The organism is Mycobacterium sp. IDUB_17 (assembly GCF_055419465.1).
Map to the genome: position 1 here is coordinate 57336 of NZ_JBVAXS010000002.1, position 13629 is coordinate 70964.

Below are 13629 nucleotides of genomic sequence, written 5' to 3' on the forward strand. Positions count from 1 at the left end.
TACCCTCAACACGATGTCTGCCCGTACTGATCCACGCCTGCGGAGCGTCCTGCTCTTGTGCTGGCGCGACACCGGGCATCCCCAGGGCGGCGGCAGCGAGGCCTATCTGCAGCGGATCGGCGCGTGTCTGGCCGACGACGGCGTCAACGTCACGTTGCGCACCGCGCGTTACCCGGGGGCGGCCCGCCGCGAGGTGGTCGACGGTGTGCAGATCAACCGGGCCGGTGGTCCCTACAGCGTGTACATCTGGGCCGGGCTGGCCATGGTGGCCTCCCGCGTCGGCCTCGGGCCGTTGCGCGGGGTCCGGCCCGACGTGGTCGTCGACACCCAGAACGGGCTGCCGTTCCTGGCGCGGCTGGCGTTCGGCCGCCGGGTCGCGGTGCTCGTGCATCACTGCCACCGGGAACTGTGGCCGGTGGCCGGCCCGGTGCGCGGCCGGATCGGCTGGTTCGTCGAGTCCAAACTCTCCCCGCGACTGCACCGTCGCAACCAGTACGTCACCGTGTCACTGCCCTCGGCCCGCGATCTCAATGAGCTCGGGGTGGATTCCGGCCGGATTGCGGTGGTGCGCAACGGGCTTGACGAGGCTCCCGGTCCGACGCTGGAGCTGCCGCGGTCGACCAGCCCGCGGCTCGTTGTGCTGTCACGGTTGGTGCCGCACAAGCAGATCGAAGATGCCCTTGAGGCGGTCGCGGCACTGCGTGCCGAGGTCCCCGGGTTGCACCTGGACATCCTGGGCGGTGGATGGTGGCAGCGGCGGCTGGTCGAGCACGCCGAACTTCTCGGCATCTCCGATTCGGTGACGTTCCACGGTCACGTTGACGAAGAGACCAAACACCGTGTGCTGCAGAAGAGTTGGGTGCACGTTCTGCCGTCGCGCAAAGAAGGCTGGGGACTTGCCGTCACCGAGGCCGCCCAGCACGGGGTGCCCACCATCGGGTATCGCGCATCCGGCGGGCTGACCGACTCGATCGTCGACGGGGTCACCGGGTTGTTGGTCGAGGATCGCGACGCGCTGGTCGCGGGGATCCGTCAGCTGTTGAGTGACCCCGTGATGCGCGTCCAGCTGGGCAGCAAGGCTCAGACCCGCAGCGACGAATTCTCCTGGAGGCTCAGCGCGGACGCGATGCACGCCGTGCTGGGATCGGTGCACGAGGGCCAGTACGTCAGCGGGCTGGTGTAGTCAGCGCGGCCGCCAGTCGGCGTGGTGGTCACACCAGTCACAGCTTTCGGAGCGATATCCGATGTGCCCGGCTGTTAGCGACAATCCAGCGACAGGTGGCACTCCTGTAACGCTGGACCCACTAAACCCATTGCCGTTGCGCATTTTTGGCACTTGAGCATCATCGACCCCGTGAACCACAGGGGTCCAGTGTCCACCTATCAGCGACTCTGTCGCTGATAGCCGGGCAAGCCCAAATCCGTTACGTGCGAGCCGGTTGGGGCTTCAGTGACGTGAGTACTGATCGACCGTGTGACGAACAGTGCTCACGGTACGCATGAGGTGATTGTCGCTGAAAAGTCGCGCACAGCCGGGCAACTCGGCAGTTGCTTCCGCGCTGCGACACGCCGGGGTTAGCGCGTTTCTGATCCTCGGCGTCCTCGCCAGGCGCTGACCGCCATCCCGGCCGCCCCGCCCACCAACACCCCCAACCACACCAGGTGTGCGGCGATCATCACGCCGCGTTGTGAGGCGGTGGGGGCCGAACCACCGACTCGGTGCACCGAGACGTCTCGATCGGATTCGCGCACCACCCAGCCCACCCCGGCCTCGGCCAGTTGCTGATCGGAGGCTCCCGAGAGCACCAGGTCCTGTACGGCCCGTGCGCGTACCCCTTCACCGGGCACCGTCTGACCGCCGATGGACAGATCCCCGGTCGTCAGCACCTCGGCGCGCAGCCAGCGGGGCAGCGGATCGAGCACCGGACCGGCAGGCGCCCAAGAGAATTCACGCATGCTGTCCGGCGGCAGCGCCACCACGGGTCGGGGCTCGGCGTTGATCTGCGCCGCCGCGGCGGCCCAACTCTGCGGATAGTGCACGGCGCGCACCTGATTGCCCACACCCCACGCCAGGTCGGGCAACACCGCGATCAGTGCAGCACAGCTCACCGCGGCCGAAGCGGCCAACGGCACCCGCAGCCGTCGCAACGTGACCGGCGCGGCGGCCGCGGCCAGCACGTAGCCCGGCATGGCCAGGGCCACCCATTTCTGCCCGTCACGCACCACGCCGAGGCCGGGCACCGCCCGGATCGTCGCATCGACGAACGCGAGGCCGGGGCCGGTGGCCATGGCCGCCGGAATCAGTACCGCCGTCGCGGCCAGGATCAGCAGCGGTGCCGCCGTGCGGTTGCGCACCACCACAGGCAGGCCGAGCGCGACGATGCCGAGCAGCACAGCGGTGGCCACTACTGCGAAAAGCGTTGTACGCGAGCCGGGTACGGCGTCGCCGTTCCAGATACCGCCGAGGCCGGCCAGGCTGCCCAGGGTGGCCAGACCGGGCTCGGCCCTGGCTGCGAAGGCGTGAACCCCGGCCGGCGACTCCGGAGCTGCCACCGCGCCGCCGACAGCCGCGGCCACCAGCCACGGCGTCGCGGCAAGTACAGCGGATCCCAGTGCGAGGGCGGCGACCCGCAGGCGTCTCCAGCCGGTGCCAGGGGCCGCAACACATACGAGCGCGACCGTCGCGGCCAGCATCAGGCCCGTCGGCGTCAATCCGGCCAGCGCGGTCCAGAACGCCAGGCCCCACGCCGGCCCCATCCCGGAACCGGCCCGCAGGCGCAGCACGCACACCGCCACCCAGGGCAGGCAGCCGTACCCGACGAGCAGGCTCCAGTGCCCCTGCAGCAGCCGTTCGGCCACAAAGGGATTCCAGATGGCCAGCGTCGCCGCGATGAACTGGCCCGACAAACCCGATCCCAGGACGGTGGAGGCCAGCCGGGCGGCTCCCCAGCCGGCCACCCACAGACCGGCCACCAACAACACCTTGACCACCACCCCGCCGTCGAGCACGGCAGAGGTCAGGGCGATGAAGAAGTCCTGCGGCAACGCCCGTGGTGCGGCCTCGGACAGTCCGAGTGCGGCATCCGTCAGATACGACTGGGGGGTGGACACCGCGTCGCGTAAAAGCAGATAACCGGGCGCCAGCAGCGGCCCGGTTATCAGCAACGACAGTGCCAGCGAATACGCCGGCAGCAGAGCAGAGCGCAGGCTCAGATCGGCCGGTCCGGTGGTAGGTCGGACGGTCGTTGAGCGGGCAGTTTCTCGGTCTTGGCCTCGGCACCGGGAACCTGGAAGCCCTGGGTGTCGAAGAAGCCGTGATCGGCGGTGTCGAGTCCGGGATCGATCAGAGTGGACTCGGCGCGCACCGCGAACGAACCCACGACGGCGCCACCGACCAGTGCCAGCAGGCCCAGCGCGGTGAACGTGATCGGCAGGACACGGGTCCACAGTGACACCCGGTCACGCTCGTCCTGAGCGGCCGCGACCTGAGATTCCACGGTCTCCTCGTTGTAGGTGACCTTGTAGTCGACGTAGGTCACCTCGGGCTTGAGCGCGTCCCGTGCGTAGTACTGGTAGCCGTGATCCTGCGTCTTGACGATGGTGCCCGACACCGGGTCCACCCAGAAGGTGCGCTGCGCGGCGTAGAAGCGGTCCATCGTGATCCGCTCGTCGGGTTCGCCGGGCACACCCCACATCTCGGGGCTCGCCGTGACGGTGCTGTCGGCGTCGTCCTCGTAGAGCGAGGAGTACTTGATGGGCTCGGCCAGCTTGCCGTTGGAGTCGTAGCCCACGTTCTGGATGAACCGGTAGGCGGTCAGCCCGTTGACGTCTTCTTCACCGTCGTAGTTCGCGTCGAACGCCTTCTGGGCGATCGGGTCGAAGAACGGGTAGGTCTTCTTCTCGGTATCGAACGGGAACCGGTAGGTCAGGCCCTCGTGCGGAAGCGCGACGTTCGTCGGCGGCTTCTCGTCCTCGATGGCCCGCGGCTTCTGCAGCGCCCCGCCCGGGTTGTTGTCGCTGGACACGGCCAGCGCGGTGCTGCGGTTCATGGTGACGGTGTCCACCATCGCCAAGAGCAGGCCGGAGTCCTTCTGCTGGTCCGTCCGCCGCAGCGTGCTGCCCACCTGCAGCGTTACCACGTCGGCGTTCGACGGTGATTCCACGCTGACCTGTTGCTGAAGTGCCACCGGCACGTTGCGGTCCACGGAGAATTTCGGGGCCACCAGCGATTCCGGATCGAAAGCGGTCGCGGTCCCGTCGCTGACCAGGCTGGCATCCAGGTTGAGCGGGATCTTGGCGATCTTGCCCTTGGTGTACGTGGTCAGCAACAGTGCGGCAATGAGCAGGGCTGCACCCAGCCCCATCAGTCCGCATGCCGCGATACGCAGCGCCACTGCGCGGTTCAAACCGTGCCTCCTTCAGTGTGGGCCAACTCGTCGTGAGGCAAACCCGTTCGACCCTAACAGCACTATTTAAGGCCATCACTTACTCCGGTTGCACGTCGCGGGTGCGTTGACCCGCAGTTTGGCGGGGTTGCCATGGCGCGGCACACTGGTCGCCGTGGCGACCGGAGCATCGGACCCGGAAACCGGTCCGGAGGCGGTCGGGGGAACACGTGGTTTCCTTCCGGCCGTCGAAGGCATGCGCGCATGCGCGGCCATGGGTGTGGTGCTCACCCACGTTGCCTTCCAGACCGGTCACACCACCGGGGTGAGCGGCCGGTTCTTCGGCCGATTCGACCTTGCGGTCGCGGTGTTCTTCGCGCTCTCGGGGTTCCTGCTGTGGCGTGGTCATGCCGCAGCCGCGCGAGGTTTGCGCCCCCGCCCCCGCACGGGTCATTACCTGCGATCCCGCATCGTGCGCATCATGCCCGGCTATGTCGTGGCGGTCGTGGTGATCGTCCTGCTCCTTCCGGAGGCAAAGGCCGATCTGACGGTGTGGCTGGCGAACCTGACCCTGACCCAGATCTATGTGCCGCTGACCCTGACAGCGGGGCTGACCCAGATGTGGAGTCTGTCGGTCGAGGTCAGTTTCTATCTGGCGTTGCCGCTGCTGGCGCTGTTGGCGCGGCGGCTGCCGGTGCGGGCCCGTATCGGTGTGATCATCGCCCTCGCAGCGTTGAGCCTGTTGTGGGTGCGCATCCCGTTCTCCGGCACCACCGGGCTCAACCCGTGGAACTGGCCGCCGGCGTTCTTCTCCTGGTTCGCCGCGGGGATGGTGCTCGCTGAACTCACTGTGAGCCCATTCGGCTGGGTGCACCGGTTGGCCCGGCGCCGGATTCTGATGGGCGTCATCGCCGCGGTGGCGTTCGCGATCGCGGCCTCGCCGCTGGCCGGCCTGGAAGGGCTGCGCCCGGGCTCGGTCGGCCAGGTGACGCTGAAGACCGCGATGGGCGCGATCGTCGCGGGCGCGTTGCTGGCCCCGCTGGTCCTCGACCACCCCGGCACCAAACACCCGATTCTGGGCAACCGGGTGATGGTCACGCTGGGCCGCTGGTCTTACGGTCTGTTCGTCTGGCATCTGGCGGCGTTGGCCATGGTGTTCCCGATGATCGGGGAGTTCCTGTTCAACGGGCAGATGCTGGTGGTGTTGGTGCTGACCCTGGTGTTCGGCTTCGCGCTGGCCGCGGTGAGCTACGCGCTGGTGGAATCACCGTGCCGGGAGGCGTTGCGGCGCTGGGAGTACCGGAACGAGAGCCCGGTGCCGCCGCTGGACAGCTCGATCACCGACGAGCCCGAGCCTGCTCCAGCCGCGCGATGACCTCGTCCCGCACCGCGGTACGACGGGCCTTGCCTGCGTCGTCACGCAGCGGCGTGTCGACGAACTCCACGTCAGCGGGCACCTTGTAGCCCGACAGGCGCTCGCGCAGGAAGGCCTGCACCGCAGCGGCATCCAGGTCCGACGCACCTGTTGTCTGCACCAGAGCGTGTGGCACCTGGCCCAGGTCTTCGTGGGGTACGCCGACGACCAGACAGGACAGCACGTCGGGATGGTCGGCCAGCGCGGATTCGATCTCGGCCGGGTAGACGTTCTTCCCGCCGACGGTGAACATGTCCACCCGCCGGTCGTTGAGGTAGAAGAAGCGCTCGGGGCCGTCGTCGACGTAGTACCCCAGATCTCCGAGCGAGTCCCACCCGTCCCGGCTCTTGGCCGTACTGCCGACGTAGCGGTAGGTGGGCGCGCTGCCGGGTCCGGGCCGCATGTAGATCTCCCCGGTGACGCCGGGCGGGCATTCCCGGCCGTCGTCGTCGAGCACCTTCATCTCGCCGGCCACCACCACACCGATCGATCCGGGGTGGGCCAGCCACTGCTCACCGGAGATGAAGGTCAGCGCCTGCAGTTCGGTGCCGCCGTACAGTTCCCACAGCGCGTCCGGGCCGAGCAGATCGATCCACGCCTGTTTGACGGCCGGTGGGCAGGGTGCGCCGACGTGCCAGAACCGGCGAATGCTCGACAGGTCATAGGCTTTCGGGTCGGCCCGGTAGACCGGTAGCAGCCGCTGCATGATGGTGGGCACCGTGGTCAGGAACGTCACGCGGTGTTCGGTGACCAGCCGCAGGAACTCGGCCGGGTCGAAGCGGGGCATGAGTACCAGGTGGTGGCCTTGCAGCAGCGCGATCGCGAATGTGGTGAAACCGGTGTTGTGGCTCAACGGCACGGACATCAGCGTGACGTCGTCGGGTTGGGCGCCCAGCGGGACGCCGATCAGGGCCGGCACCCGGCTGTCGCCGCCCGCCTCGATCAGCTTCGGGCGTCCGGTACTGCCGCCCGAGGCCATCGACTTCCACGTCGGTGCGACCGCCTCGGGTAGCGGTGCATCGGACAGCGTGGCATCGGGGGTGAAACCGGTTGGCAACCATGGTGTTTCACCGGCTTGGCGGCCGACCACCAGGGCCCGGGGGCGCAACGCCAGGATTCCGGCGAACTCGGAATCGGGCAACCGGGGCGACAGGGGTTGCGGCACCGCGCCGAGCTTCCAGGTGGCCAGGGTGGCCTGCACCCATTCGATCGAGTTGGGCAGACTGATGGTGACGTAATCACCCTGTCGTACACCGTGTTCGGCGTAGGCACGGGCGAGTCGATTCGTGGAGCGGTCCAGCTCGGCTCGGGTGAGCGTGATGCCCTGGCACGTCACCGCAGGCCGGTCGGGGTCGGCCTCGGCCAACTGGGTGAACTGGGTCGGGATCGTCGGGATGGCGTCGGTCATCTCAGTACCCGCCCTTGCGGTCGAAGATCCGCCGCGGATTGTCCACCAGCATCGTGGTGATCTGCTCCTCGGTGACCCCGCGCTCACGTAGTGCCGGCAGGACGTCTTTGTGGATGTGCAGGTAGTGGCTGTTCGGAAGGGCCTGGGCGGTCAGTTCGTCGGGCAGCGCGTCGAAGTAGCACCAGGTGTCGTGCGAGAGCACCATCTGCTCGGCGTGACCGCGCTCGCACATGGTCGCGACGGTCGCGACCCGCTGCTCGAACGGAAGGTAGACATCGACGCCGAAGCGGTCCATGCCGATGTAGGAGCCGTTGGCGATCAACTCCTCGAGGTAGCCGATGTCGGTGGTGTCGCCACAGTGGCCGATGATCACCCGGGACAGGTCGACCCCCTCCTCGGCGAAGATGCGCTGCTGTTCCAGGCCGCGCCGGCTGGCCGCATGGGTGTGGGTGGAGATCGGCACACCGGTCTGCCGGTGGGCCTGGGACACGGCCCGCAGGACCCGTTCGACGCCCGGGGTGACGCCGGGTTCGTCGGTGGCGCACTTGAGGATCGCGGCCTTGATCCCGGTGTCGGCGATGCCGTGTTCGATGTCGCGGACGAACAACTCGGTCATCGGTTCGGGCAGGCCCACTGCGGGTCCGCTGAAGTGGAACGTCAGCGGCAGGTCGTTATAGGTGTAAAAGCCGGTGGCGACGACGATGTTGAGGTCAGTGGCCTCGGCGATCCGGGCGATACGCGGAATGTAGCGGCCGAGTCCGATCACCGTGAGATCGACGATGGTGTCGACGCCGTGGGACTTGAGTTCGGTGAGCCGCGCGATCGCGTCGGCTTCCCGGCTGGCGTCGTCGCCCCAGGACTCGGGGTAGTTCTGGGTCAGCTCGCTGCTCATGATGAAGACGTGCTCGTGCATGAGCGTGACGCCGAGGTCGGCGGTATCGATGGGTCCGTGGGCGGTGTTGACTGTCGGCACGAGCCCGATGCTAGGTGTGTCAATCCGTTGTGTTCGGGGATTCGGTCCAGTCACGGGCAGTGGTGCCGGCACCGTCGAGTCCCCAGCTGATGATCCGGCGCGGCACGATGCGGATGACGTCGCCGGACAACCCGCCGTCAGTGGTGCCCGCGTCGGGCAACGCCGTTGCCGTACCCCGAATCTCGATTCCGTGGGCCTGGGGTGGTGTCACCGAGGTCACCGTGTCGACGATAAATGCCACCTGCGGGTTGCGAAGTACGTTGCGCCACTTCTGTGTCGACGCCAGCGCGCGTCCGACGATGTCGATGCCGGCCTCGTCGGGACTGAGGTGGACGCCGACGGGGCGGATCTGCGGATCACCGTCGCGGCCGACGGTGCTCAACCGCCCGATCGATTGCTCGCGCAGGTAGGCCAGTTCGGCGGGGGTGAATGTCATGGGTTCTGCTTTCCGTCGTCATGTTGCAGGAGATCGGTCTGCAAGTGGGTGTGCAGCCTGGTGAATACTCGCTCGACACAGTCGAGTTCATCGGGCCGGATGTGGTCGAAGAACAGTTCGCGCACTGATTCGCTGTGGAGTGGCACGGCGACGCGCAGCGCGTCGGCACCGGTGGCGGTCAGCACCGCGCGGTAGCCCCTCCGGTCCTCGGGGACCGGTTCGCGCAGCACCAGGCCACGCTTGGTCATCGAGTTGATCTGATAGGTGATCCGGCTGCGGGAGAACACCATCTTCTCGGCGAGTTCGCTCATCCGCAGGCGGTGATCCGTGGCATCCGCCAACATCATCAGCAGGTGGTAATCGATCAGGCTGAGATCCGTGGCCTCCCGGAGACGCTCGTCCAGCATCGTCTCCAGGCGCAGGCTGGACTCGATGTAGGGCCGCCAGGCCCTCTCCTCGGCTGTGGACAGCTTGCGCGCCATCTTCCTCCAATCGGCCAACTGGTTCAGGTTTGAACAGTCTGAAGTATCGCCTTGTCACCGGGCCGATCTCGACCTACAGTCAATATAGTACAAATTTGAACTAAAGGAACGGAGACGGACGACATGACTCACCGGATCGATTGGGACGACGCCTACCGGCAGCAGCAGACCCCCGCCTGGAGCATCGGTGCACCGCAGCCGGAATACACCGCGATCATCGACACCGACGGTGCCGTACGTGGTGACGTGCTCGACGCCGGCTGCGGTCACGCCGAGCTCGCACTGGCACTGGCGGCGCGTGGCCACACCGTCGTCGGCATCGACCTGAGCCCGACGGCCGTCGCTGCCGCGGCTGCGGCCGCCGAGGAACGCGGGCTGACCAATGCCACGTTCGTGGCCGCCGACATCTCGTCGCTCACCGGGTACGACGGGCGGTTCACCACGATTTTCGACAGCGGGCTACTGCACGCCCTGCCGGACGAACTGCGCGACGGCTACCTGCGCTCGATGTACCACGCGGCAGCTCCCGGGGCGCGGTTCTACATTCTGGCGTTCGGCACCGGGGCATTCGGCGATCACGACGGGCCGGGCCCCACCCAATTCACCGAAGACCAATTGCGCGAAGAGGTTTCGCGGTACTGGCAGGTCGACGAGATCCGGCCGGCCCAGCTGCACGCCGCCCTGCCCGAAGGCCGCGCACAGATGCCGGGCTTCCTGGTGACCGCCACAAAGGTCTAGTTGGCGGCTTCGACCACGGCCAGCACCTCGGGGGTGACCGGGTCGAGGATGTCGTCGAAGTCGTGGTGGGTCTTGACGTACTTGGCGACATACGGGCACACGGCCACGATGCGCTTGCCGGCCGCGCGGGCATCGGCCAGCGCGGCCGACACCAGCTCGCCGGCCAGGCCGCGTCCGCCGAACTTGTCGTCGATCTCGGTGTGGTAGAAGATGCGCTGATCGCCCGAGTCGACATAGGCCTCGAGGCCGGCATGCTCACCGTCGACGGTGATCTCGTACTGGCGTGCTTCGGGAATGTTGCGGACTTCAGCCATGTCCTCACTATGCCGCAGTAGCGCTGGCACGATCGGGTAGATGGCCGTCACCGCAACGTCGACGTGGGCGCCGCTGGCGTCGCCGGTCTACCGGGCGCTGTGGATCGCGCAGTTCGTCTCCAACCTGGGTACGTGGATGCAGACGGTCGGCGCCCAATGGATGCTGGTCGGGGATCCGCGCGCCCCGGTGTTGGTGCCGTTGGTGCAGACCGCCACCACGCTGCCGGTGATGCTGCTGGCCCTGCCGTCGGGTGTGCTCGCCGACCTGGTCGACCGGCGCAGGCTGCTGCTCGCCACCCAGGGTGCGATGGCGGCCGGGGTCGCTGCGCTCGCGATGCTGACCGGTGCCGGGCTGGCCACCCCGGCGGTGCTGCTGACCCTGCTGTTCCTGATCGGCTGCGGGCAGGCGCTGACCGCGCCGGCCTGGCAGGCGATCCAGCCGGATCTCGTTCCACGCGAACAGATTCCAGCTGCTGCCGCACTGGGCAGTATGAGTCTGAACGGCGCCCGGGCGATCGGTCCGGCGATCGCCGGGGCGCTGGTATCCCTGTCGGGCCCGACGCTGGTGTTCGCGCTCAACGCGGTCTCGTTCGCCGGCATTGTCGTGGTCCTGCTGCTCTGGCGTCGCCCCGCCGCCGAGCATGTTTTGCCCGCCGAGCGACCATTGGCCGCGCTCAGCGCGGGTGGCCGGTTCATCCGCAGATCGCCGATCATCCGGCGGATCCTGCTGCGCGCGGTGCTGTTCATCGCGCCGGGCAGCGCGCTGTGGGGCCTGCTCGCCGTCGTCGCCGAACGTCAACTGGGCTTGTCATCGTCCGGGTACGGGCTGCTACTGGGTGCGCTGGGCGTAGGCGCGGTGCTCGGTGCCCTGGTCTTGGGGCGACTGCAGTCGGCCTTCGGCCTGAACATCCTGCTGATCGTCGCGGCTTTCGGATTCGCCGGAGCCACTGCGGTTCTGGCTCTGGTCCACAATTTCGGCATCGTTCTCGCGGCGCTCGTCGTCGGTGGTACGTCGTGGCTGCTGGCGCTGTCCACGCTCAACGCGTCCATGCAGTTGAGCCTGCCCGCCTGGGTGCGGGCTCGTGGGTTGTCGGTGTACCAGCTGACCTTCATGGGCGGCCAGGCGATCGGCTCGCTCGTATGGGGCCTGGTTGCGGGTGCGGCCAGCACCGTGACGGCCCTGCTGATCAGTGCCGGCCTGTTGGTGGTGTGTGCGCTCTCGGCCTGGTGGTGGCCGCTGCACGAGCGCACCGGCGATCTGGACATGACTCCGTCCGCGCACTGGCCTGAACCGGCCCTGGTGTTCGAGCCGGAGCCGCCCGATGGTCCCGTATTGGTGCTGACCTCCTATCGGGTGGAGCCCCGGCACGAGACCGAATTCTTCGCTGCGATGGGCGTGCTCGGCCGGTCCCGGCAGCGCACCGGGGCCACGCAATGGCGGCTGTTCCGTGCCGCGGAGCGCGAAGGCGTGTTTGTCGAGGCGTTCGTGGTGCGGTCCTGGGACGAGCATCTGCGACAGCACCGCACCCGGCTGACCGGCCACGACCTGCTCATCGAACAGTCGGTTGAGCGGTGGGTCGACGGCGAGCCGGTTTCGCACCACCTGATCGCGGTGAGAACTCCTTGACTGTGAGCGCCATCACAGTAATATGACCAGTGGTCATACAGGCTGGAGAGTCAGATGCCGACGGTCACCTGGGCACGTTTGGATCCCGCTCGCAGGGATGCGATAGTCGCGGCCGCCGAGGCGGAGTTCGGGGCCCACGGGTACTCCCGTGGCAGCCTCAACGTCATCGCCCGGCGGGCCGGCGTCGCGAAAGGCAGCCTGTTCCAATACTTTGCGGACAAGCGCGACCTGTATGCCTTCATCGCCGACATCGGCAGCCAGCGAGTGCGCACCTACATGGAGGAGCGCATCCGCTCGCTCGATCCGAACCGGCCGTTCTTCGATTTCCTCACCGACCTGCTCGACGACTGGGTGGCCTATTTCGCCGATCACCCCAGGGAACGGGCGTTGCACGCTGCCGCCAGTTTCGAGGTTGACGTCGACGCCCGGGTCAGCGTGCGGACGGTTATCCACCGGCACTACCTGGACGTGCTGCGACCTCTCGTGCGGGACGCGCAGAACCGGGGTGACCTGCGGGCGGACGCCGATACCGACGCCATGCTTTCGCTGTTGCTGATGATCTTCCCGCATCTGGCGCTCGCGCCGTACGTCCGTGGGATGGATCCGATCCTGGGCCTCGATGAGCCCAGCCCTGAGCAGCCAGCTCTCGCCGTGCGCAGGCTCGTCGCGGTGCTGGCGTCCGCCTTCGCGGTACTCAAATCGCCGGCGGCCACCGAAGCAGCCCACCAGACCTGAGGAGGTCAATTCCCATGTCACACACAAATTTCGGCTCGCTCGCCAAGGGCGGTCTCAATTGGGACAGTGTGCCGTTGCGGCTGTTCGCCGGCGGGAATGCGAAGTTCTGGAATCCGGCCGACATCGACTTCTCCCGCGACCGGGCGGACTGGGAGGCGCTGACGGATCGGGAACGTGAGTACGCCACCCGACTGTGTGCCGAGTTCATCGCCGGTGAGGAGGCGGTCACCAAGGACATCCAGCCGTTCATGGCCGCGATGCGGGCTGAAGGGCGCCTGGGCGACGAGATGTACCTGACCCAGTTCGCTTTCGAGGAAGCCAAACACACGCAGGTGTTCCGCATGTGGCTCGACGCCGTCGGGATCAGCGACGATCTGCACAACTACTTCGACGAGCTTCCGGCCTACCGGCAGATGTTCTACGAGGAGCTGCCGGCGTCGCTGGATGCGTTGTACACCGACCCGTCGCCGGCCGCCCAGGTCCGGGCGTCCGTGACGTACAACCACATCGTCGAAGGAATGCTTGCGCTCACGGGATACTATGCGTGGCACAAGATTTGCGTTGACCGAGGGATCCTGCCCGGGATGCAGGAGCTGGTCCAGCGGATCGGGGATGACGAACGTCGCCACATGGCATGGGGCACCTTCACCTGCCGGCGTCACGTTGCCGCCGACGATGCCAACTGGGCGGTTTTCGAGAACCGGATGAACGAGCTCATCCCGCTGGCGCTGCGTCTCACCGAGGAGGGCTTCGCCCTCTACGCACCGGACATCCCGTTCGGCCTGGTGCAGGACGAGTTCATGCAGTACTCCGCCGACAAGGGCATGCGCCGGTTCGGCACCATCAGCAGTGCCAGGGGCCGGCCGCTCGAGGAGATCGACCTCGACTACTCACCGCTGACGCTGGAGGACACGTTCGCCGACGAGGATGCCAAGGCTTTGGCGGCCACGGCATAGCTCCGGGCAGTGCGGTGTCGGCGAACCCCTCCATCGCCGACACCGCAGCCGTGCGCACCGCATAGTGCGCAGCCACGCGAACACGGCCAACCCAGATGGTCTGCCTGTCAACTGACTGCGTAGTTACTGCATCCAGTCGGGCGCAATCCAGGTCCGTAACC

General features: G+C 67.3%; 12 protein-coding genes and 1 pseudogene. 6 read left to right on the top strand and 7 right to left on the bottom strand.

The genetic code is table 11. The features are described 5' to 3' along the window. Positions 1–13 precede the first annotated feature (13 nt). Positions 14–1183, top strand: coding sequence for a glycosyltransferase family 4 protein (locus ACZYZ7_RS07480; RefSeq protein ID WP_450069701.1), 1170 nt, complete (start codon positions 14–16; stop codon positions 1181–1183). Positions 1184–1575: 392 nt separating this feature from the next. On the opposite strand, the gene ACZYZ7_RS07485 is transcribed toward ACZYZ7_RS07480, so the two are convergent. Beyond that, on the bottom strand, positions 1576–3192 hold the full coding sequence (locus ACZYZ7_RS07485; protein WP_450069761.1) for an MmpA family trehalose lipid delivery protein: 1617 nt from the start codon (positions 3190–3192) through the stop codon (positions 1576–1578). Positions 3193–3209: 17 nt separating this feature from the next. Then, on the bottom strand, positions 3210–4406 hold the full coding sequence (gene pgfA / locus ACZYZ7_RS07490) for a cell envelope lipid trafficking protein PgfA (RefSeq protein ID WP_450069700.1): 1197 nt from the start codon (positions 4404–4406) through the stop codon (positions 3210–3212). A gap of 235 nt (positions 4407–4641) precedes the next feature. Here pgfA and ACZYZ7_RS07495 point away from each other — a divergent pair, with 235 nt between their 5' ends. Continuing rightward, a complete protein-coding gene (locus ACZYZ7_RS07495) occupies positions 4642–5760 on the top strand; it encodes an acyltransferase family protein (RefSeq protein ID WP_450069760.1) in 1119 nt (372 codons plus the stop codon). Here ACZYZ7_RS07495 and ACZYZ7_RS07500 read toward each other — a convergent pair. Genes ACZYZ7_RS07500 through ACZYZ7_RS07515 form a run of 4 tightly spaced genes read right to left on the bottom strand, consistent with a single transcriptional unit; the run spans position 5723 to position 9116 of the window. Further along, positions 5723–7207, bottom strand: a complete 1485-nt coding sequence (locus ACZYZ7_RS07500) for an AMP-binding protein (RefSeq protein WP_450069699.1) — start codon at positions 7205–7207, stop codon at positions 5723–5725. The genes ACZYZ7_RS07495 and ACZYZ7_RS07500 overlap by 38 nt on opposite strands. A 1-nt stretch (position 7208) precedes the next feature. Continuing rightward, positions 7209–8180, bottom strand: a complete 972-nt coding sequence (locus ACZYZ7_RS07505) for a phosphotriesterase family protein (RefSeq protein WP_450069698.1) — start codon at positions 8178–8180, stop codon at positions 7209–7211. Between the two features lie 19 nt (positions 8181–8199). Then, the gene (locus ACZYZ7_RS07510) at positions 8200–8616 is read right to left on the bottom strand and encodes a PPOX class F420-dependent oxidoreductase (protein WP_450069697.1); all 417 of its coding nucleotides are present in this window, start codon (positions 8614–8616) and stop codon (positions 8200–8202) included. Beyond that, complete coding sequence (locus ACZYZ7_RS07515; RefSeq protein ID WP_450069696.1) at positions 8613–9116, bottom strand: MarR family winged helix-turn-helix transcriptional regulator; 504 nt, start codon at positions 9114–9116, stop codon at positions 8613–8615. The genes ACZYZ7_RS07510 and ACZYZ7_RS07515 overlap by 4 nt, the downstream gene beginning before the upstream one ends. A 105-nt stretch (positions 9117–9221) precedes the next feature. On the opposite strand from ACZYZ7_RS07515, the gene ACZYZ7_RS07520 reads away from it, so the two are divergent. Further along, positions 9222–9836, top strand: coding sequence for a class I SAM-dependent methyltransferase (locus tag ACZYZ7_RS07520; RefSeq protein ID WP_450069695.1), 615 nt, complete (start codon positions 9222–9224; stop codon positions 9834–9836). On the opposite strand, the gene ACZYZ7_RS07525 is transcribed toward ACZYZ7_RS07520, so the two are convergent. Beyond that, positions 9833–10150: a GNAT family N-acetyltransferase gene (locus ACZYZ7_RS07525; protein WP_450069694.1), complete on the bottom strand. Its 318-nt coding sequence runs from the start codon at positions 10148–10150 to the stop codon at positions 9833–9835. The two genes, ACZYZ7_RS07520 and ACZYZ7_RS07525, sit on opposite strands and share 4 nt — an antisense overlap. Before the next feature lie 40 nt (positions 10151–10190). Between ACZYZ7_RS07525 and ACZYZ7_RS07530 the strand changes: the two genes are divergently transcribed. The 3 genes and pseudogenes from ACZYZ7_RS07530 (at position 10191) to ACZYZ7_RS07540 (ending at position 13468) form a co-directional block, all read left to right on the top strand. Continuing rightward, positions 10191–11777 (top strand): MFS transporter, encoded by a 1587-nt coding sequence (locus ACZYZ7_RS07530; protein WP_450069693.1) that lies wholly within the window; start codon positions 10191–10193, stop codon positions 11775–11777. Positions 11778–11831: 54 nt separating this feature from the next. Continuing rightward, positions 11832–12522 (top strand): annotated as a pseudogene (locus ACZYZ7_RS07535) (TetR/AcrR family transcriptional regulator); the annotation flags it as partial. Between the two features lie 4 nt (positions 12523–12526). Then, positions 12527–13468 carry a R2-like ligand-binding oxidase gene (locus ACZYZ7_RS07540; RefSeq protein WP_135451595.1) on the top strand — a complete coding sequence of 314 codons (942 nt, stop codon included), beginning with the start codon at positions 12527–12529 and terminating at the stop codon, positions 13466–13468. Positions 13469–13629 lie beyond the last annotated feature (161 nt).